At 62.3% G+C, this 19,570-nt stretch carries 17 protein-coding genes; 5 read left to right on the top strand and 12 right to left on the bottom strand.

From position 1 onward, the window contains the following. The first annotated feature begins 16 nt into the window (after window positions 1-16). From IE166_RS13770 to IE166_RS13785, 4 genes are all read left to right on the top strand, one after another. Entirely contained in the window at window positions 17-1,387 is a 1,371-nt protein-coding gene (locus IE166_RS13770) for a murein hydrolase activator EnvC family protein (protein WP_189504746.1), read from the top strand. Then, window positions 1,377-2,702, top strand: a complete 1,326-nt coding sequence (locus IE166_RS13775) for a S41 family peptidase (protein ID WP_189504748.1) — start codon at window positions 1,377-1,379, stop codon at window positions 2,700-2,702. The genes IE166_RS13770 and IE166_RS13775 overlap by 11 nt, the downstream gene beginning before the upstream one ends. Before the next feature lie 104 nt (window positions 2,703-2,806). Next, window positions 2,807-3,997, top strand: a complete 1,191-nt coding sequence (locus IE166_RS13780) for a divergent polysaccharide deacetylase family protein (RefSeq protein WP_189504750.1) — start codon at window positions 2,807-2,809, stop codon at window positions 3,995-3,997. 77 nt (window positions 3,998-4,074) lie between these two features. Beyond that, complete coding sequence (locus IE166_RS13785; RefSeq protein ID WP_189504752.1) at window positions 4,075-4,608, top strand: RNA pyrophosphohydrolase; 534 nt, start codon at window positions 4,075-4,077, stop codon at window positions 4,606-4,608. A gap of 124 nt (window positions 4,609-4,732) precedes the next feature. Here the strand turns inward: IE166_RS13785 and IE166_RS13790 are convergent, their stop codons facing one another. The 9 genes from IE166_RS13790 to IE166_RS13830 all read right to left on the bottom strand — a co-directional run bounded on the left by IE166_RS13790 (window position 4,733) and on the right by IE166_RS13830 (window position 14,041). Continuing rightward, on the bottom strand, window positions 4,733-5,434 hold the full coding sequence (locus IE166_RS13790) for a glycosyltransferase (RefSeq protein WP_189504754.1): 702 nt from the start codon (window positions 5,432-5,434) through the stop codon (window positions 4,733-4,735). Window positions 5,435-5,548: 114 nt separating this feature from the next. Next, window positions 5,549-6,157: a hypothetical protein gene (locus IE166_RS13795; RefSeq protein WP_189504756.1), complete on the bottom strand. Its 609-nt coding sequence runs from the start codon at window positions 6,155-6,157 to the stop codon at window positions 5,549-5,551. Window positions 6,158-6,169: 12 nt separating this feature from the next. After that, window positions 6,170-6,568: a F0F1 ATP synthase subunit epsilon gene (locus IE166_RS13800; protein WP_189504758.1), complete on the bottom strand. Its 399-nt coding sequence runs from the start codon at window positions 6,566-6,568 to the stop codon at window positions 6,170-6,172. A gap of 66 nt (window positions 6,569-6,634) precedes the next feature. Beyond that, on the bottom strand, window positions 6,635-8,074 hold the full coding sequence (atpD, locus tag IE166_RS13805; protein ID WP_189504760.1) for a F0F1 ATP synthase subunit beta: 1,440 nt from the start codon (window positions 8,072-8,074) through the stop codon (window positions 6,635-6,637). Window positions 8,075-8,131: 57 nt separating this feature from the next. After that, window positions 8,132-9,016: a F0F1 ATP synthase subunit gamma gene (locus IE166_RS13810; protein ID WP_189504762.1), complete on the bottom strand. Its 885-nt coding sequence runs from the start codon at window positions 9,014-9,016 to the stop codon at window positions 8,132-8,134. A 24-nt stretch (window positions 9,017-9,040) separates the two neighbouring features. After that, entirely contained in the window at window positions 9,041-10,570 is a 1,530-nt protein-coding gene (atpA, locus tag IE166_RS13815) for a F0F1 ATP synthase subunit alpha (protein ID WP_189504764.1), read from the bottom strand. Then, a complete protein-coding gene (locus tag IE166_RS13820) occupies window positions 10,570-11,130 on the bottom strand; it encodes a F0F1 ATP synthase subunit delta (RefSeq protein ID WP_189504765.1) in 561 nt (186 codons plus the stop codon). The genes atpA and IE166_RS13820 overlap by 1 nt, the downstream gene beginning before the upstream one ends. A 241-nt stretch (window positions 11,131-11,371) precedes the next feature. Beyond that, entirely contained in the window at window positions 11,372-11,767 is a 396-nt protein-coding gene (locus tag IE166_RS13825; protein ID WP_189504766.1) for an AGROH133_08824 family phage infection protein, read from the bottom strand. An 81-nt stretch (window positions 11,768-11,848) separates the two neighbouring features. After that, entirely contained in the window at window positions 11,849-14,041 is a 2,193-nt protein-coding gene (locus IE166_RS13830) for a primosomal protein N' (protein WP_189504767.1), read from the bottom strand. A gap of 108 nt (window positions 14,042-14,149) precedes the next feature. Here IE166_RS13830 and fsa point away from each other — a divergent pair, with 108 nt between their 5' ends. Continuing rightward, window positions 14,150-14,803 carry a fructose-6-phosphate aldolase gene (gene fsa / locus IE166_RS13835; protein WP_189504768.1) on the top strand — a complete coding sequence of 218 codons (654 nt, stop codon included), beginning with the start codon at window positions 14,150-14,152 and terminating at the stop codon, window positions 14,801-14,803. A 483-nt stretch (window positions 14,804-15,286) separates the two neighbouring features. Here the strand turns inward: fsa and IE166_RS13840 are convergent, their stop codons facing one another. The 3 genes from IE166_RS13840 to leuS all read right to left on the bottom strand — a co-directional run bounded on the left by IE166_RS13840 (window position 15,287) and on the right by leuS (window position 19,499). Beyond that, window positions 15,287-16,174: a 1-acyl-sn-glycerol-3-phosphate acyltransferase gene (locus IE166_RS13840; RefSeq protein ID WP_244641468.1), complete on the bottom strand. Its 888-nt coding sequence runs from the start codon at window positions 16,172-16,174 to the stop codon at window positions 15,287-15,289. Window positions 16,175-16,270: 96 nt separating this feature from the next. After that, window positions 16,271-16,927 carry a hypothetical protein gene (locus IE166_RS13845; RefSeq protein WP_189504771.1) on the bottom strand — a complete coding sequence of 219 codons (657 nt, stop codon included), beginning with the start codon at window positions 16,925-16,927 and terminating at the stop codon, window positions 16,271-16,273. Beyond that, a complete protein-coding gene (leuS, locus tag IE166_RS13850; protein ID WP_189504774.1) occupies window positions 16,914-19,499 on the bottom strand; it encodes a leucine--tRNA ligase in 2,586 nt (861 codons plus the stop codon). The genes IE166_RS13845 and leuS overlap by 14 nt, the downstream gene beginning before the upstream one ends. Between the last annotated feature and the right edge of the window lie 71 nt (window positions 19,500-19,570).

Genomic DNA, 19,570 nt, shown 5'->3' on the forward strand with positions numbered 1-19,570 from the left:
CGAGGGATGAAGCGGTATGGGTTCAGGCAAGGCATCGGCAGCATGGGGGAAGGGCGGTCTTTTGATCGCGCTTGGCCTGCTGCTGGCCTCTGCCGCGCCTCTCCATGCGCAAGAAGACGAAGCTGCTTCCACCGAGCAGACGCAGCCTGACGATCCGGTTGCGGCGATCGAAGCGCGACGGGCGCGAACACAAGCCGACTACGAACGCGCGCTGGACGACATCAAGCTGTCGGAAGAACGGATGGCCTCCATTTCGGCAGGCATAGCGACGCTGAAGAAAGACAGCGCTTCGGTGACGGCGGCGCTGATCCAGGCTGCGAAAACTGAAAAGAAGCTCGCCGAAGACGTCGAGGAAATCAGCGGCCGGCTGGTCGGCCTGCGTGGCGAGGAAGACGGCATCAAGGCCTCGCTGGAAGGCCGTCGCGCCGTGCTGGCGGAAGTGCTGGCGGCGTTGCAGCGCATGGGGCTCAACCCCCCGCCGGCCATTCTGGTGAAGCCGGAAGACGCGCTTTCGTCCGTTCGCAGCGCCATTCTGCTGGGTGCTGTGGTGCCGGAACTGCGCCAGGAGACCGAAACGCTGCTGGCGGATCTCCGGGAACTGTCGCGGGTGGCAGCCTCGATCGAAGCCGAGCGCGGTCGCTTGAATGCCACGGCGGAAGAGCAGGTGGCGGAAAAGCAGCGGCTCAGCATGCTGCTGGAAGAAAAGCAGCGGCTGCAGACCCAGTCCGAAGCCGTTTATGCTGCCGAGCAGAAGCGGTCCGAACAGCTCGCAGCGTCCGCATCCTCTTTCCAGGAGCTGATAGCAAACCTTGAAAAGGAAGGGCAGTCCGCCCGTGCCGCGGCGGAAGCGGCAGCCAAAGCGGAGGTCGAGCGGCTGGCGCGCGAAGAAGCGGAGCTCAACAAGCCCATTCCCGAGGCCTATCGCCTGTCGATGATTCCGTTTGCGGCCTTGAAAGGACAGATGAGCCTCCCAGCTACTGGGCGACGCACCGCGCGTTTCGGCGAAGCCGACAATAACGGCGGCGTGAGAATGGGAGACACCATTACAACACAATCCGGGGCAATTGTTACCGCACCGGCAGGGGGGAGCGTCTTGTATGCGGGACCCTTCCGGTCATACGGTCAACTCTTGATCCTCAACGCTGGCGACGGCTATCATGTCGTGCTGGCGGGAATGGGCAGAATCAGCGTGACGCTTGGCCAGGCCGTTTTGGCGGGTGAGCCGATCGGAGCAATGGGTGAAACGAGGGTCGCTGGCCCCGTTCCACTGAAGGACGGCAGCACCGGACCTGACCTTTATGTCGAGTTCCGGAAAGATGGAAAACCCGTGGACCCGACACCCTGGTGGTCGGAGCGGATCGCTGGAAGGACTGCAAATGATTCGTAAGCTGTCGCTGTTGTTTGCCGGCGCCTTGATGGGCGCTTCGGCGATGAGCGTGGTCTACGGTGCGCCCGGCTCGACAGCGAATGCCGCGGGTTCCGAAACCTATCGCCAGCTGGCGATCTTCGGTGACATCTTCGAGCGCGTGCGCGCGCAGTATGTGACACCGCCGGACGACAAGTCGCTGGTCGAGAATGCCATCAACGGCATGCTCACCTCGCTCGATCCGCATTCCTCCTACCTCAACCAAGAGGCAGCCAAGGATATGCGCGTCCAGACGAAGGGCGAGTTCGGCGGCCTTGGCATTGAAGTCACGATGGAAAACGACCTGATCAAGGTCATCACCCCAATGGATGAAACGCCCGCTGCCAAGGCTGGCGTTCTGGCGGGCGACCTAATTGCCGAGATCGATGGCCAGGAGGTGCGTGGCCTGTCGCTCAACGACGCCGTCGAAAAGATGCGCGGTCTGGTGAATACGCCGATAGAACTGACGCTGATCCGCGATGGCGCGGACAAGCCGATCAAGCTTACCGTTATTCGCGACGTCATCAAGGTGAAGGCCGTGCGCGCTCGCGTCGAGGGCGATGTCGGCTATCTCAAGATCAACTCCTTCACCGAAAAGACGTTTGACGATCTGCAGGCAGGCATCAACACCATCCGCAAGCAGCTGCCGGATGACAAGCTGAAGGGCTATGTGATCGATCTGCGCTTGAACCCGGGCGGTCTGCTCGACCAGGCCGTGAGCGTATCGGACGCCTTTATCGACCGTGGTGAGATCGTTTCGACCCGTGGCCGCGATCCGCAGGACATTTCGCGCTTCGATGCGCGTCCGGGCGATCTGGTCAACGGCAAGCCGCTCATCGTTCTGGTGAATGGCGGTTCGGCGAGTGCCTCGGAGATCGTTGCCGGTGCCTTGCAGGATCACCGTCGCGCCACCGTGCTCGGCACCCAGTCCTTCGGCAAGGGTTCGGTGCAGACCATCATCCCGCTGGCCGAAAACGGTGCTTTGCGCCTGACGACGGCGCTTTACTACACGCCAGCCGGCAAATCGATCCAGGGCAAGGGCATTACGCCTGACGTCAAGGTCGACCAGCCGCTGCCGGAAGAGTTCAAGGGCCGCGACAGCAGCCGTGGTGAGTCCGCTCTGCGCGGTCACATCAAGGGCGTGGAAGAAAGCGACGAGGGTTCGGGTTCGGCATCCTATGTGCCGCCGGAAGCCAAGGACGACATCCAGCTGCAATACGCACTGGACCTGATCCGCGGCGCGAAGACCGATGCCGCCTTCCCGCCGAACCCCGACAAGGCGGTGATGAACCAGTAAGCGCATCGCGCTAATAGAAGTTATCATGTCCGGCGGAGGAACCCCTTCGCCGGACATTTGATTCCGGGATGATGCAAAAGCAGGTCTGAGGTCGATCGGGTCACATGGCGGGGCAGGAGCGGGGCGGAGACACGACGCGCATTCGGGACATCGACCTGCCGCTTGGCCTGGGCATTCGGGGTCCGGCGAAGCCGACACGATCCCCGCGTTTCACGTCATCGTCGATGCTCACTACCGTGGTGGCTATTGCGCTTGCCGGCAGCGCCACTGCCATCGCCTTGCGCGATCGCGGCATTCGCATGCCGAGCGCTGCGGTGGTCTCCGTCCCCGTACAAACGGCCGCATCCGAGGCGGAACCCACTCCCGCTCCTCGACCCAGCCTGTCCAATGATCCGGCAGGCGGTCCAGCGATCATCCGTGTCAATCCGGATCCGAACTCCTCGCAAGGCACCACGATCATCCGCAATACGTCATCGCCGGCACAGGACGCGCATATCGCGCATCTGCCGGATCAAGCGTTGATCGAAGCGAGTTCCAATGGGCCGCTGCCTCAACGCGCGGCGGATGGGCGGCGGCCGTTCGACGTTTATGCGCGGCCATGGTCAGGTGCTCGCGGCGCGCGCATTGCCTTGGTCATCGGCGGTCTTGGCGTCAGCCAGACAGGCACGCAGAAAGCGATTGAGAAGCTGCCCCCGGAGATCACGCTGGCTTTCGCGTCTGGCGGCAACAGCTTGTCGCGCTGGATGCAGGCGGCGCGGCAAGGCGGGCATGAGATCGTTTTGCAAGTGCCACTCGAGCCGTTCGACTACCCGTCGGTTGATCCCGGACGCGCGACGCTGACCGTGGATGCGCCGGCATCCGAGACGGTCGAGAACCTGCAATGGGTGCTGGCGCGCACAACCAACTATGTCGGCGTCATGAACTATATGGGTGCGCGCTTTCTTGGCGAAACGCAGCCCGTTGAAACCATGATGGCCGAACTCGGCAAGCGCGGCTTGGCCTATGTCGACGATGGCTCGACCGCACGTAACGAAGCGCAACCGCTGGCCAAAGCGAACCGCGTTCCTTTCGCGGCGTCCGACATGCAGATCGATGCGGTTCGCGAGCGCGGCGAGATTCTTGGGAAGCTCGACGATCTCGAACGCACCGCCCGCGCCAACGGGTTTGCCGTCGGCACCGGTTCCGCCTTCGATGTGACCGTGGACACGGTCACCGCCTGGGCCGCCGAAGTCCGCCGACGTGGCGTCGAAATCGTGCCGATCACCGCCGTGGCGGATGATCCCGAACGCCGCTGAACAGTGCCTTCAAACTGTCAGAGAACAGGCATATGGAAGCGCAGAACGGGCAATCCAGAACGCAAAGTGATGTAGTCATGCCGCATAAGACGCACATAGACCCCGAAACCCTGCCCTATCGTCCGTGCGTCGGGATCATGGTGCTGAACGCATACGGAAAAGTCTGGGCTGGTCACCGCATCTCGGAAGAAGGCAGCGAAACGGCTGGCACGACTCAGCTCTGGCAAATGCCTCAAGGTGGCATTGACGAGGGCGAGGAAGCGCTGCCAGCGGCTTTGCGTGAGATCTACGAGGAAACGGGCATGACGAGCCTGGCGCTGCTGGAAGAGGCCCCATACTGGATCAATTACGATCTGCCGCCGCATCTGGTCGGCGTGGCCTTCAAGGGCCGCTATCGCGGGCAGACGCAGCGCTGGTTTGCATTCCGCTTCAACGGGAACGAAAGCGAGATCCAAATCAACCCACCGCCCGGAGGCCATACAGCGGAATTCGACGCCTGGGAATGGAAGGACATGGCCGAACTGCCGGACCTGATCGTGCCGTTCAAGCGCTCAGTCTATCTGCAGGTGGTTGAAGTGTTCGGCCATCTTGCCGGCAAGCCGCTCGCGTAAGCTGTTGCGGCTGACTACCCTTAGGCTCACAAGAAGGGGCAAATGGGTTTAGCGATGCAGATCGCAGATAAGGAAAAGGCGGCCCCTTTGCAGGTGCCGCCTTTTCATTTGGCCGAGTGCCGGATCAGATCGGCTGCCAGCCCGGCTCGACTTTGTCGGCCTCGGCACGCCATTCATCGCCGTAATCGACATTTTGCCAGTCCCTGAACCAAGGGCCGCCATTGGTGAAGTGGACCGCGCCCGGCGTGCCGGTCTCGGGCTTCTCGTTCCAGCCTTCCAGCCAGTTCCAGCGCGTTGGGATCTCGCCGATGTCGTCGTCGGCTGCCCATTGCATCCGGTGGAGATAAGCGCCGCTTTCACGGTTGATCCGCTCCGGCGTTAATTGCTGGGTCGAAGGGTGTTCGCAATTGAAGAGCATGAAGCTCGACCAGTTCTTGCGCGGATAGTTGGTCTGCACCTTGCCATCCATCTTCACCGTGGCCTTCGGCGTATAGTCGTGCTTCACGCAGGCCACCGCGAGCGAGGGATCGCGATATTGCAGGATCTCGGCGATGTCATCGAGAAACAGGAAGTCGCAGTCGCAAAACAGTGCCCAACCTTTGAAGCCGGCCATATAAGGCACGAAGAAGCGTGAGTAGGTGAACTCGGTGGACGCGAGCGGGTCGATGTCACGGGTGTAAGCACCTTGCGCCACCAGCTCCTGCACCTTGATTGGAAAGACCCGCACCGGCACGCTGGCATGGTCCTTCAGCGTTTTCTCGGCAACGTCGTAAGCGATCGGCTCGCGCGAGTCCCAGCCGATGTAAATGTCCAGCGATTGATCCATGGTTTTCAAGCCCTCCAGTTAACCCGCACCACCCCGCAAGATGGAGGAACCGAAAGAAATGTCGAGCAAAACCATCATGGCCGCATAGGCCAGTTGCCCGAAATCGGCTGGTCGTCAGGCCATCATGGTCAAGCGGCCGTCGGCGATCTTCTTTTCAACCCAACCGCGCTCGTCCGACCAAGCATGACGCTTCCAACCTTCCCAGGAGAACCCACAAATCTGAACGTGGTGCTCGGGGTAATGGTGGAAGACGTGGCGCAGGCCGAGATAGCCGGTGCTGGGGAACACGGTCCGCATGCGTTCGCGGGGAATGCCGAGCTCGGCGCAGCCATCCTCGTAGAAGGACGGCGGCATGATCCGCACTTCCTTGCCGGCCATGCCGAAGGCTTCAACGGCCTGGATGGTCCAGTCCGCCTTGCGCCCGCGCAGGCTCGACATCCAGTTCGGCCGGATCATGTAGGTGCGAATGGCGTAGGGGTGGTAGGGGAAAACGATCTCACCGGCGTTCTGCACGATGGCAGAGCGGAAGTAACCGGGATCGCGTAACCGGCGCTGCATGGGCTTGCCGGAATTGCTCACCATCAGCATGTCGGTCTTGACGCCCGACAGGCCAATGGATTCTTTTGGCTCGTTGAAGCGCAAAACGAAGTCGGCGCTTTCGACCTCATCCGTCAGATCGCGCGGCAGCCGGCCATTGCCGACAACGACGACACGGCCGGTCATAGCCGTTCAACCTCAGACTGCGTCGCCGAGAGCGGACAGATGATGCAGGAACTCTTCGGCGCGGGTGCGGGCATGATCGTCCGGCGCGCTGCCGATATCGGCGCGTGCGCGTTCAACGCGGGCCGTAATGTCGGCCTTGTCGAGCGTATCGATATGCGTGGCCGACTCAGCCAGAAGGGTGCAGGTGTCCGGAAGAATATCTGCGAAGCCGCCATACACGACGTAACGATCTTCCTTGCCGGAAACCGTCTTCACCGTCACGATGCCGGGCTTGATCGTGGTCATCACCGGCGAATGGTTCGCCATCACCGTCATTTCGCCTTCGGTGGCGGGAATGACAATCGATTCAACGCTTTCCGAAACGAGCAGGCGTTCCGGCGAAACGAGTTCGAACTTGTAGGGCTCGGCCATGACGTCTCACATATCAGCTGAAATGACCGGCGATGAAAACTCGCCGGTCATGGGATGCTTGGTTGATCAGGCTGCTTCGGCAGCGAGACGCTTGGCCTTTTCAACGGCCATGTCGATGGAGCCGACCATGTAGAAGGCGGCTTCCGGCAGATGGTCGTATTCGCCGTCCACGAGACCCTTGAAGGAGCGGATCGTGTCTTCGAGCGGAACCAGCTGGCCGGGCGAACCGGTGAACACTTCGGCCACGAAGAACGGCTGCGACAGGAAGCGCTCGATCTTGCGGGCGCGAGCGACCGTGACCTTATCCTCTTCCGACAGCTCGTCCATTCCCAGGATGGCGATGATGTCCTGCAGCGACTTGTAGCGCTGAAGGATTTCCTGAACGCGACGGGCGACCGTGTAGTGTTCTTCGCCGACGATGATCGGGTCGAGCATGCGCGAGGTCGAATCGAGCGGATCAACGGCCGGGTAGATACCCTTTTCCGAGATCGCGCGGTTCAGCGTCGTGGTCGCGTCCAAGTGAGCGAAGGATGCGGCCGGAGCCGGATCGGTCAAATCGTCGGCGGGCACGTAGATGGCCTGCACCGAGGTGATCGAACCCTTGGTGGTGGTGGTGATGCGCTCCTGCATCGCGCCCATGTCGGTTGCCAGCGTCGGCTGATAACCCACGGCGGACGGGATACGGCCGAGCAGAGCGGACACTTCCGAGCCAGCCTGCGTGAAGCGGAAGATGTTGTCCACGAAGAACAGCACGTCCTGGCCCTGATCGCGGAAGTGCTCGGCGATCGTCAAACCGGTGAGAGCAACGCGGGCGCGGGCACCTGGCGGCTCGTTCATCTGGCCGAACACGAGGGCGCACTTGGAGCCTTCGGTCGAACCGTTGTTCTCGTGCGGATCCTTGTTAACGCCCGACTCGATCATCTCATGATAGAGATCGTTGCCTTCGCGGGTGCGCTCGCCAACGCCGGCGAACACGGAGTAACCACCATGCGCCTTTGCGACGTTGTTGATGAGTTCCTGGATCAGAACCGTCTTGCCGACGCCAGCGCCGCCGAACAGGCCGATCTTGCCGCCGCGGGCGTAAGGCGCCAGCAGGTCGATGACCTTGATGCCGGTGACGAGGATCTGCGCCTCGGTCGACTGGTCGACGTAAGGCGGGGCTTCCTGGTGGATGGCGCGGCGGGAGTCCGAAGGAACCGGACCAGCCTGGTCAACCGGCTCGCCGATGACGTTCAGGATACGGCCGAGCGTTGCTTCGCCGACGGGAACCATGATCGGGGTGCCGGTGTCGCGCACCGACTGGCCGCGAACGAGACCTTCGGAGGAGTCCATGGCGATGCAGCGAACGGCGTTTTCGCCGAGATGCTGCGCCACTTCGAGAACGAGGCGGTTGCCGCCGTTGTCGGTCTCGAGCGCGTTCAAGATCGCCGGGAGTTCGCCGTCGAAGGACACGTCCACCACGGCACCGATGACCTGCGAGATGCGGCCGGTCTTGGCTTCTGCCATCGTATCTAACCCTTTTCTCTGGGGCTGCGGTGGCTTTCGCCTCCGAGCGATTGGTTTTTAGAGCGCTTCCGCGCCCGAAATAATTTCGATGAGTTCCTTGGTGATCTGCGCCTGACGCTGACGGTTGTAGGTAATCGTCAGACGGTTGATCATGTCACCGGCATTGCGCGTCGCATTGTCCATGGCGCTCATCTTGGCACCCATCTCACCAGCGACGTTTTCAAGCAGCGCACGGAAAATCTGGACGGAAATGTTGCGCGGGATGAGATCGTTGAGGATCTCAGCTGGATCCGGCTCATACTCATAGACGGCGCCGTTCGTCCCCGAAACAGCACCAGCCACAGCCGGCAAGCTCGCCGGGATGATCTGCTGTGCGGTCGGAACCTGGCTGATCACCGACTTGAACTCGGAATAGAACAGGGTGCAGACGTCAAACTCGCCGGCATTGAACATCTCAATAACGCGGCGGGCGATTGCTTCCGCATTGGTGAAGCCGATCTGCTTGACTTCGCGCAGTTCGACCTTCTCGACGATCAGCGAGGCGAACTCGCGGCGCAGGATGTCGTTGCCCTTCTTGCCAACGGTGAAGATCTTCACCGTCTTGCCTTCGGCGATCAGCTTGCGAGCATGATCCCTGGCAAAGCGCGCGATCTGGCTGTTGAAGGCGCCGGCCAAACCGCGGTCGGCGGTCGCAACAACGAGCAGATGCACGTCGCTCTTGCCCGTGCCCGTCATCAGGGCAGGGGCGTCACCGCCATCGGCAACGGCCTGGCTGATATTGGCCAGAACGGCTGCCATGCGCGTGGAATAAGGCCGCGCGGCTTCCGCTGCTTCCTGGGCACGACGCAGCTTCGCCGCGGCGACCATCTGCATCGCCTTGGTGATCTTCTGCGTCGCCTTAACCGAAGCGATGCGGTTGCGAAGTTCTTTCAGGGAAGCCATGCGGCGGCTCTATCCTCGGGTCGGTTACGCGTAGGTCTTGGCATAAGCGTCGAGCGACGCCTTGAGATTGGCACGCGTCGCATCCGACAGCTGCTTCTCTTGGCGGATCGTCTCGAGAACGCTCTTGCCTTCGCTGCGCATGTAGGACAGCAGGCCCTGCTCGAACTTGCCGACCTGGTTCACAGGCAGCTTGTCGAGGTAACCGTTGACGCCGGCATAGATCACCGCGACCTGCTCTTCCGTCTTCAGTGGCGAGAACTGCGGCTGCTTCAAAAGCTCGGTCAAGCGCGCACCGCGGTTCAGAAGGCGCTGCGTGGAGGCGTCCAGATCGGAACCGAACTGCGCGAAGGCAGCCATTTCACGATACTGGGCGAGCTCGCCCTTGATGGAGCCGGCAACCTGCTTCATCGCCTTGATCTGGGCCGACGAACCGACGCGCGACACCGAAAGACCGACGTTCACGGCAGGGCGGATACCCTGGAAGAACAGATTGGTCTCGAGGAAGATCTGGCCGTCGGTGATCGAGATCACGTTGGTCGGAATATAGGCCGACACGTCGTTGGCCTGCGTTTCGATAACCGGCAATGCCGTTAGCGAACCCTTGCCATTGTCGTCGTTCAGCTTTGCAGCGCGCTCCAGGAGACGCGAATGCAGGAAGAACACGTCGCCAGGGTAAGCTTCACGGCCGGGCGGACGGCGCAGCAACAGCGACATCTGGCGATAAGCCACGGCCTGCTTGGAGAGATCGTCATAGGCGATCACGGCATGCATGGCGTTGTCGCGGAAGAATTCGCCCATGGCGCAGCCGGCGAACGGTGCCAGGAACTGCATCGGAGCCGGATCGGAGGCCGTTGCGGCAACCACGATCGAGTATTCCAGTGCGCCGCGCTCTTCGAGCGTCTTCACGAACTGAGCAACGGTGGAGCGCTTCTGACCAACGGCAACGTAAACGCAGTACAGCTTCTGCGATTCGTCGTCGCCCTGATTAAGCGGCTTCTGGTTGAGGAAGGTGTCCAGGATGATGGCGGTCTTGCCGGTCTGGCGATCGCCGATCACCAGCTCGCGCTGGCCACGGCCGATCGGGATCAGTGCGTCGATGGCCTTGAGGCCGGTCGACATCGGCTCATGCACGGACTTGCGCGGGATGATGCCGGGAGCCTTGACGTCGACGCGGCGACGCTCGTCGGACACGATCGGGCCCTTGCCGTCGATCGGGTTACCGAGGGCGTCGACAACGCGGCCGAGCAGGCCACGGCCAACCGGCACGTCCACGATCGCGCCGGTGCGCTTGACGGTGTCGCCTTCCTTGATGTCGCGGTCGGCGCCGAAGATAACCACGCCGACATTGTCGCTTTCGAGGTTTAGCGCCATGCCGCGGATGCCACCCGGGAACTCGACCATTTCGCCCGCCTGGACGTTGTCGAGACCGTAGACGCGGGCAATGCCGTCACCAACGGAAAGAACCGAACCAACTTCAGAAACCTCGGCCTCGCGACCGAAGTTCTTGATCTGGTCCTTCAGAATTGCGGAAATTTCCGCGGCGCGGATATCCATCAGCCGACCTCTTTCAGTGCGAGCTTAAGCGAAGCGAGTTTCGTTTTGAGCGACGTGTCGATCTGGCGTGAGCCCATCTTGACGACGAGGCCGCCGAGAAGGGTCGGATCAACAGTCACGTTGATTGATACGTCCTTGTTGGCGATGCTTTTCAGCGCAGCCTTCAATTCGGATTCTTGGGTTTCCGTCAGCGCATGCGCCGTGGTGACCTCGGCCGTTGCTTCGCCGCGATGATCGGCAGCGATGCGGCGGAAGGCCTGGATCATGCCGGGAACGGCGAACAAACGGCGGTTCTGCGCAACAACCTGCAGGAAATTGGCGACCAAACCGGTGATGCCGGCCTGACGCAGCACGGCGGCGAGCGCCTTTTCCTGGTCTTCAGCGGAAAAAACCGGGCTCTTGATGAGGCGGGTCAGATCCTCGCTCTCATGAAGCAGAGCCTCGAAACGGGTGAGATCAGCCTCAACAGCGGGGATGCTGTTTGTTTCGCGCGCGAGGTCGAACAATGATCCCGCGTAGCGGTCGGCAACACCAGCGATCAGCGAAGTGGATTGAGCCACGTTACGTCTTTTCTCTCTGCCTTGAGGGCCGCAGGGTTAAGGACCGCAGATTGTGGCGCGAGCACTTGGACTCTGGCTTAAATCTTTGACCTTGTGTGCAAATCAGGCTGAAGCAAGCGGCTTTGCCACCCCCTCCGGCCAAAAGTCGATTGCCGTCTAGCACAGGCAAAACGGTGCCGCAACATAGCGGACGGCCACGATTTGAACAGATTTGTCGCAGCGGACCGAAGCGTCCCGTCGATCAGGCGACGAATCCCAGCGCGAAGGCCAGCGCCAGTCCAGCCAGAGCGCATTCCAGCACGAGGCGCATCCAGTTGAAGGGCGTGCTCGCCTTGTCGGAAAGGATCGAAACCAGGCGGCCGAAGGCAGTGAAAGCCCAGGAAAAGCCCAATGCCAGATAGACCCAGAACTGGCCGGTGAGCAGGCAGCAGAGCCCAACGCCGAGATAAAAACCCGCTATGGTCGCGCGTCCCTCGCTGATCGCTTCGGGATGCCCAGGCAGCGGAGCAATGCGCAGGATGCGGAACGACAAGGCCGGCGCGATCAGCAAAGCCAGGCCAAACAAAACCGTGATCGCGGCGGATGTGAAAGCCAGCCACTCGCCATTCGTGATTGGCCAGGGAAATGCGAGGTTCATGCGGATCCTGCGAATCGCTCAGTTTGGCTGTTCTAGCGCGAGAGGGGTTGCGTTTGCATCACCGCAGCTGAAGCATCGCACTTACAGGAAACTCTGCGGGTCGATGTCGACCTGGACCCGCAGCGATCCACGCGACTTGGGGCCGGTGGCGAGCAGGGTGCGGATGTAAGTCTGGATGTCGGCCTTGCGTTCGCCCTGGATCAGCAGGCGGAAACGATGGCGGCCGGCGATGAGTGCCAGCGGGGCTTCGGCCGGGCCGAGAATGTCGATGAGGTCGGATTCGGGTGCTGCGCGGCGCAGGGCGCGGGCGTGGGTTTCGGCTTCGGCCTTGGTTTCGCCGCTGACGATGATGGCGGCCAGACGACCGAAGGGGGGAAGGTGGCCGCGGCGGCGTTCGGCGATTTCCTGCGCATAAAAGGCGTCCGAATTGCCTGAGACCAGCGCACGCATCACGGGATGATCGGGCTGGTAGGTCTGGATCAGGCCACGGCTCGCCTTGCCGGTGCGGCCCGCACGGCCCGTCACCTGGCTGAGCAGCTGGAAGGTGCGCTCGGCAGCGCGGGGATCGCCATTGGCAAGGCCGAGGTCGCCATCCACGACGCCGACCATCGTCATGTTGGGGAAGTTGTGACCCTTCGCGACGAGCTGCGTGCCGATCACGATATCGGCCTCGCCCTTGGCGATGGCTTCGAGTTCCAGCCTCAACCGCTTGGTGCCGCCCAGCATGTCGGACGACAGCACGATCGTGCGCGCGTCGGGAAAGGCCGCGTCCACTTCCTCGGCGATCCGCTCCACGCCAGGGCCGCAGGCGACGAGATGATCGAGCGTGCCGCATTCCGGGCAGGCATCCGGCTTAGGTTCATGATGGCCGCAATGATGACAGATCAGCTGGCCGCGAAAACGGTGTTCCACCAGCCAGCTCGAGCACTGCGGGCATTGAAAGCGGTGACCACACACGCGGCACAGCGTCAGCGGGGCATAGCCGCGACGATTGAGGAACAGCAGCGCCTGTTCGCCGCTCTCCACACTTTCGCGCATGGCGTCGATGAGAACCGGCGACAGGAAGTTGCCGCGGGCGGGCGGGGCGCGGCGCATGTCCACGGCCCGAATCGATGGAAGGGCGGCTTCGGCATAGCGGGCGGGCAGCGAAACGAGGCCGTAGCGCCCGCTCGTTGCGTTGACGCGGCTTTCCACCGATGGCGTGGCAGATGCCAGCACCACCGGGAAACCGCCGAGCTGGCCCTGCACTACCGCCATGTCGCGCGCATTATAGAAGACGCGATCTTCCTGCTTGTAGGCGGGATCGTGTTCTTCATCGACCACGATCAGGCCGAGTTCCTTGAAAGGCAGGAACAGGGCCGAGCGCGCCCCGGCGACCACGCGCACGCGGCCTTCCGCGACCTGCCGCCAGACGCGCTCGCGCATCCGGGGAGCGAGATCGGAATGCCATTCGGCGGGCTTGGCGCCGAAGCGATCATGGAAGCGGTCGAGGAAGGCTTGAGTCAGCGCGATTTCCGGCACGAGAACCAGCACCTGACGGCCCTCCTTGAGGGCTGCGGCAATGGCTTCGAAATAGACTTCCGTCTTGCCCGAGCCGGTGACGCCATCGATCAGCGACACGGAAAAGGCGTCGTCGGTGATGCGCAGCCGCAAGGCTTCGGCCGCTTCTGCCTGGCCGTCGCTCAACGTGGGCGCGGCGTAATCCGGATCGGGTTCGGCAACCACGGGCCGCGTGGGGATCTGCACCTTTTCGAACACGCCTTGCGCGGCCAGCCCATCCACCACGGTCATCGACACGCCGGCGGCATGGGCGAGGCCGGAGCGTGTCCAGGCCAGGTCGCCGCCGTGTTCTTCCACGATGGACAGTACCCGGGTGCGTGCCGGCGTCATGCGATCGGGATGGCGGTTGGTCAGCACCAGACCGTCGATATCAGGCTCGGGATCGAAGGCGGTCGGCACGCGCAGTATCATGCGCGCGACCATGCCGGGCGCGGCCAGCGTGTAGCCTGCAACCCATTCCACGAAGCGGCGCATGCGCTCCGTGACAGGCGGGCAATCGAACACTTCCGAGATCGGCCTGAGCTTGCGCGCATCCACCGAGCCGCCTTCGCCGTCCCAAACGATCCCGGCGACTTCGCGCGGTCCAAGCGGGACGCGCACGATCGAGCCCGGCACGACCTGCATGCCGGGTGGAACTTGGTAGGAATATGGAGCTTCGGCAGGCATCGGCACGAGAACCGGCACCACGCGAACCCCAAGCGAATCTTGCGTCATTGCGCGTGACCTTGCCGCTTTCTTGCGCTAGAGCAAGGCCCATCAGACAAGGGGCTTGAAGACCCGCTTGTCATCCCCGCGATCATGCGAATACCAAGGAGACCAGCCATGAAGTTTTTCGTCGATACCGCTGACGTCAAGGACATCCGTGAGCTGAACGATCTCGGTCTGCTCGACGGCGTCACCACCAATCCGTCGCTGATCCTCAAGTCCGGCGGCTCGATCGCCGAAGTCACCAAGGAAATCTGCTCCATCGTCGAAGGCCCGGTTTCGGCCGAGGTTGTGGCGATCGAGTATGACGAGATGATGCGCGAAGCCGACTTCCTGTCGAAGATCGCCGACAATGTCTGCATCAAGCTGCCGCTGACCCTGCCCGGCCTTAAGGCCTGCCGTGCGATCACCGGCGACGGCCGCCTCGTCAATGTCACGCTCTGCTTCTCGGCCAACCAGGCGCTTCTCGCCGCCAAAGCCGGTGCTACCTTCATCTCGCCCTTTATCGGCCGCGTCGACGACATGGGTCTGGATGGTATGGAGCTGATCCAGGAAATCCGTCAGATTTACGACAACTACGATTACAGCACGGAAATCCTGGCGGCCTCGATCCGCACCGTGAACCATGTCAAGCAGGCCGCGCTGATCGGCGCCGACGTCATCACCGCACCGCCCGCCACGCTCAAGGCCCTGGTGAAGCATCCGCTCACCGACAAGGGCCTCGAGACCTTCCTTGCCGACTGGGCCAAGACCGGCCAGAAGATCGGCTGATTATAGCGGCTGAATGCGTAAAAGCCCGGGCAATGCCCGGGCTTTTTGTTTGGAGTCGTGCGTCCTTCGAGGCTCGCCCGAATGGGGTTGTGCTTTGTTCGATAAACCCTGTGCGGGCTCGCACCTCAGGATGAGGACGGTTGCGAGAGGGTTGAGATGGCTTGCCTGCGAGTAAGCAAACTTCGTGCCCTGGTGCCCCAGACAATCGTGCCAAAACACCAACCGTCCTCATCCTGAGGCGCGAGCGCAGCGAGCCTCGAAGGACACACCCCCGCTTCTGCAAGCTCCGATGATGCCGGTCCTGCTTGTTCGATTGTCAGGGATGGACACCCGCAATGATCGTTCAGGCATGAATCCTCGGGTCAAGCCCAGGGATGACGAGGTCACGACCGGCGTACGGGATGGAGCTTGCGCGCCAACCGTCCTCATCCTGAGACGCCAGCGCAGCGAGCCTCGAAGGACGCACTACGCTTATTGCGTGGCTCAGAACTCGGCGTTCGGATTGGTCTTCAGCGTGTCGACCGTAAAGGTCTGGAGCCTTGCGGTCAGCTCGGCCGGGTCGCCGTCGAGCTGGTCCGGTTCGATCGCCTTGCCGACATGGAAGGTGAACTTCATGCCCTTCTTGTTCAGCAGCTCACGAAACAGCGTCATGTCGCGCAGTTCGGTGGAATGCTTGGACAGGAAGTAGAACAGGCCGGAATTGCGGGCGGAGATATTCACCGGCACGACAGGGAACTTGTAGCGCCGCGCCAGGGCGACAAAGGACGTCTGCCACGGACGCTCTGTCAGCTTGCCCTCATTCCAGTACGCGATGCGGCCGGCCGGGAACAGCACGATGGCCCGCTTTTCCTGGAAGGCGCGCGCCGTCAGCTCCAGGGTTTCGCGGCTCTTGGCATGGCTCTTCTCGCCGGCGCGCCACTCCACGGGAATGATCACGTCGCGGAATTGCGGCGCAACGCGCTGCGCATCGCGATTGGCGAAGATGGCGATGTCCTTGCGGACCTTGTTCACGAGATCGAAAGCCGCAATCCCGTCGGCGATGCCGGTCGGGTGGCTCGGCGCCAGGATGACGCCGCCGGTTGCCGGGATGTTTTCCAGCCCGGTGATGGTGAGATCGAGCTGCAGCACCTTGCTGATGAAGTCGAGCGCGTCCCAGCCCGGCAGTGGCGCGATGCGGTCGGCCATGCGCACGGCCTGATGATAATGCATCAACCGGAACAAGAGCGGCTTGGCTAAGGGCCAAAGGGGGTGACGTGACAGGTTGGTCGTGCGCTCATCGATCAGGCGATCGATGATATGCCGGTCATCCGCCGGAAAGAGTTCCGCCGGAAAACTGCCGACCCCGGTCGTGACCGAAGGTCTCACTGTCATGACACCGTGCCCCATGACCTGTTGTTTGGACAGCGAGCATGACGCGGGGATGACGCGGGCGCCACAACTTTCTGGCCGGTCTGAAGCCGGCAAGTCTTAGTTCGCAATCGACCCTCGAGTCTGGTTGCCGGGCCGCGGCGTGACCTCGGCGATCGGGGCCGAAACGCTGGACTTGGCGCCGAAGCCTGCCGGCTGCGACAGGTCCTGCGCGATGGCCAGACGAAGCAGTTCGGCGAGTTCGCGACCCGCACGCTCCTGCGCATCGCGCTCGGCGCGCAAAGCGGAAAACTGCTGGCGCGGCACGTCGAAGGACGAAACAACCTGGCGGCTGCCGGTGCGAATCACCTGGCCGGTTGTTGTGTCCGTGATGTCGTAAGCGCCGCGCATGGTGACGGCACCTGCGGTGGGCTCGTCTTCGCTCGTGCGCTGGACATAAGCGGCTGAAGAGGTTTCCGACGTAACGTTGAGGCCCACGGAATAGCGTGTGGTGGCCTGTGGCTTGGCGCCGCCGTTCAACAGAAACACCAGCTGGTTGCGCACGATTTGCGCCGGGCGGCTGCCGACAGCCTTGACGCTGATCGAGGACAAGGGCGTCACATCGCCGGTTGCGCCGCTGACCAGCGTTCCGCCGCTGCCATAAAGCGGGCGGGCCTGACAGCCGGCGGCAAGGCCGAGCAGGCCTGCTGCAACAAGGAGGAGGGCGGGGCGCAGGAACCGGACCGCGCCAGAGTTACGAACGTCAACCGACGACATTCACGATCCTTTGCGGCACCACGATGATCTTCTTGGGCTGGCGGCCTTCGAGCGCAGCCTGGACGAAGTCCAGCGCCAGCACGGCGGCTTCCACGGCAGATTGGTCAGCGTCGCGGGCAATTGTCAAATCACCACGCTTCTTGCCGTTGATCTGGATCGGCAAGGTGACCTCATTGTCCACGAGGAAGGACGGATCGAAGTCCGGCCAGGCACGCGCGGCAACCATCTCCGTGCCGCCGACTTCCGCCCAGCATTCTTCCGCCAGATGCGGCATCATCGGCGCGATCATCGCAATCAGGAAGTCGACCGCCTGGCGCAGGGTCGGGCTGGCCGTTCCGGTCAAGGCGGCTTCCGTCAGCGGGGCGTGCAGCGCGTTGACGAGTTCGTAGATGCGCGCAACCGCCTTGTTGAAAGCGAGCTTCTCGATGTCTTCGCCGACATGTTTCAGCGTGCGATGGGCGATCTTGGCCACAGTCTGGTCGCTGGCGGCAGTGCCCTGCGGCGCCTTCAGCCCGTCGGCTGCTTCGGCAATCAAACGCCAGATGCGCTGCACGAAGCGGTGCGAGGCATCCGCTCCCGCTTCCGTCCAGATCACGTCGCGCTCCGGTGGCGAATCGCTGATCATGAACAAGCGAGCGGTATCGGCGCCGTAGCTGTCGATGATGTCGTCGGGGTCGACCACATTCTTCTTCGACTTCGACATCTTTTCAATTGAGCCGATTTCGATCGGCGAGCCATCGGACAGAAGCGTCGCGGTGCGCTTGCCGTCGACGTCCGAAATCTTGATCTCGGCCGGCGTCACCCAGCCGCTCGGGCCCTTATAGGTCTCGTGAACCACCATGCCCTGCGTGAACAGGCCCTTGAACGGCTCGGCCAGATCGACATGGCCGGTGTCGCGCATGGCGCGGGTGAAGAAGCGCGAATACAGCAGATGCAGGATCGCATGCTCGATGCCACCGATATACTGGTCGACCGGCATCCATTCATTGGCCGCCTTGCGATCGGTCGGCTCGTTTTCCCAAGGTGCCGTGAAGCGCGTAAAATACCAGGACGAGTCTACGAACGTGTCCATCGTGTCGGTTTCGCGCCGCGCCTCGCCACCACAGGACGGGCACTTCACGTGCTTCCAGGTGGGGTGACGGTCGAGCGGGTTGCCCGGCGTTTCGAAATCCACGTCGTCCGGCAGCTTCACCGGCAGATCGGCCTTCGGCACGGCAACGATGCCGCAGCTCTCGCAGTGGATCATGGGGATCGGGCAGCCCCAGTAGCGCTGGCGCGAAATGCCCCAGTCGCGCAAACGGAACTGCGTCTCGCGTGTGCCCCAGCCATCCTTCTCGAAGATTTCGAGCGAGCGCGACATGGCTTCATAGGCTGTCTGCGTGCAGGGCTCGCCGACCCATTGCACATAGCGCACGGGCTGCGTCTTCAGCGGCACGAAGGCGGTGTTTCCGACGCGCTCATCGCTGTCCAAGGGCAGGAAGACGTCGATCACCGGCAGGTCGTATTTACGGGCGAAGTCGAGGTCGCGCTGGTCATGCGCCGGGCAGCCGATAATGGCGCCCGTGCCGTAATCCATCAGCACGAAATTGGCGATAAAGAGCGGCAGCGTCCAGCTGGGATCAGCGGGATGCGTGACCTTGATGCCAGTGTCGAAGCCAAGCTTCTCCGCCGTCTCAATCTCGGCCGCCGAGGTGCCGATGCGGCGGCATTGCTCGTTGAACGCCGCGATGTCCGGGTTGTTTTCCGCAAGCTTCTTGGCCAGCGGATGGTCAGCCGCGATCGCCGCAAAGGTCGGCCCGTACATGGTGTCCGGGCGTGTGGTGAAGACGGGCAGCGTGTCGAAGCCGTCCGGCGCACCGACCAGACCGAAGGAAAAGGACAGGCCTTCCGACTTGCCGATCCAGTTGGCCTGCATGGTGCGGACCTTTTCCGGCCACTGGTCGAGGCCGTCCAGGGACTCAAGCAGGTCCTGCGCGTAGTCGGTGATCTTGAACACCCACTGCGCCAGCTCACGCTGCTCGACCTCGGCACCGGAACGCCAGCCGCGACCATCGATCACCTGCTCGTTGGCAAGTACCGTCTGGTCGACCGGATCCCAGTTGACCTTGGACACTTTGCGGCCAACCAGACCCTTGGCCTGGAAGTCGATGAACAGCATCTGCTGGCGATGGTAATAATCGACATCGCAAGTCGCGAATTCCCGCGACCAGTCGAGCGACAGGCCCATCGACTTCAACTGCGTCCGCATCGTCGCGATGTTCTGATAGGTCCAGTCCTTGGGATGAACCTTGTTCTGCATGGCCGCATTCTCGGCCGGCATGCCGAAAGCGTCCCAGCCCATTGGGTGCAGAACGTTGAAGCCCTTGGCCTTGCGGTAGCGCGCCAAAACGTCGCCCAGCGTATAATTGCGGACGTGGCCCATATGGATGCGCCCCGACGGATAGGGGAACATCTCCAGCACGTAATATTTCGGGCGCGGATCGTTGTTCTTCGTTTCGAACAGCTTGGCGGAATCCCAGGCTTCGCGCCATTTGGGCTCGGCAGCACGGGGATTATAGCGTTCGACGGGCATGGGACGGGTCACTTTCACAATCGCGCGGCATCAATAAGGTGCCAGCCAAGGTTTGCAAGCCATTCTTGGTG

The sequence above is a fragment of the Tianweitania populi genome (assembly GCF_014652875.1).
Classification (GTDB): domain Bacteria; phylum Pseudomonadota; class Alphaproteobacteria; order Rhizobiales; family Rhizobiaceae; genus Tianweitania; species Tianweitania populi.

Coding starts and splice junctions, on each gene's coding strand:
- fsa (WP_189504768.1), top strand. CDS start 14,150: ATGAAGTTTTTCGTCGATACCGCTGACGTCAAGGACATCCGTGAGCTG.
- IE166_RS13770 (WP_189504746.1), top strand. CDS start 17: ATGGGTTCAGGCAAGGCATCGGCAGCATGGGGGAAGGGCGGTCTTTTG.
- IE166_RS13825 (WP_189504766.1), bottom strand. CDS start 11,767: ATGAACCTCGCATTTCCCTGGCCAATCACGAATGGCGAGTGGCTGGCT.
- IE166_RS13775 (WP_189504748.1), top strand. CDS start 1,377: ATGATTCGTAAGCTGTCGCTGTTGTTTGCCGGCGCCTTGATGGGCGCT.
- IE166_RS13790 (WP_189504754.1), bottom strand. CDS start 5,434: ATGGATCAATCGCTGGACATTTACATCGGCTGGGACTCGCGCGAGCCG.
- IE166_RS13780 (WP_189504750.1), top strand. CDS start 2,807: ATGGCGGGGCAGGAGCGGGGCGGAGACACGACGCGCATTCGGGACATC.
- leuS (WP_189504774.1), bottom strand. CDS start 19,499: ATGCCCGTCGAACGCTATAATCCCCGTGCTGCCGAGCCCAAATGGCGC.
- IE166_RS13785 (WP_189504752.1), top strand. CDS start 4,075: ATGCCGCATAAGACGCACATAGACCCCGAAACCCTGCCCTATCGTCCG.
- atpD (WP_189504760.1), bottom strand. CDS start 8,074: ATGGCAGAAGCCAAGACCGGCCGCATCTCGCAGGTCATCGGTGCCGTG.
- IE166_RS13800 (WP_189504758.1), bottom strand. CDS start 6,568: ATGGCCGAGCCCTACAAGTTCGAACTCGTTTCGCCGGAACGCCTGCTC.
- IE166_RS13840 (WP_244641468.1), bottom strand. CDS start 16,174: ATGACAGTGAGACCTTCGGTCACGACCGGGGTCGGCAGTTTTCCGGCG.
- atpA (WP_189504764.1), bottom strand. CDS start 10,570: ATGGATATCCGCGCCGCGGAAATTTCCGCAATTCTGAAGGACCAGATC.
- IE166_RS13795 (WP_189504756.1), bottom strand. CDS start 6,157: ATGACCGGCCGTGTCGTCGTTGTCGGCAATGGCCGGCTGCCGCGCGAT.
- IE166_RS13845 (WP_189504771.1), bottom strand. CDS start 16,927: ATGTCGTCGGTTGACGTTCGTAACTCTGGCGCGGTCCGGTTCCTGCGC.
- IE166_RS13830 (WP_189504767.1), bottom strand. CDS start 14,041: ATGACGCAAGATTCGCTTGGGGTTCGCGTGGTGCCGGTTCTCGTGCCG.
- IE166_RS13810 (WP_189504762.1), bottom strand. CDS start 9,016: ATGGCTTCCCTGAAAGAACTTCGCAACCGCATCGCTTCGGTTAAGGCG.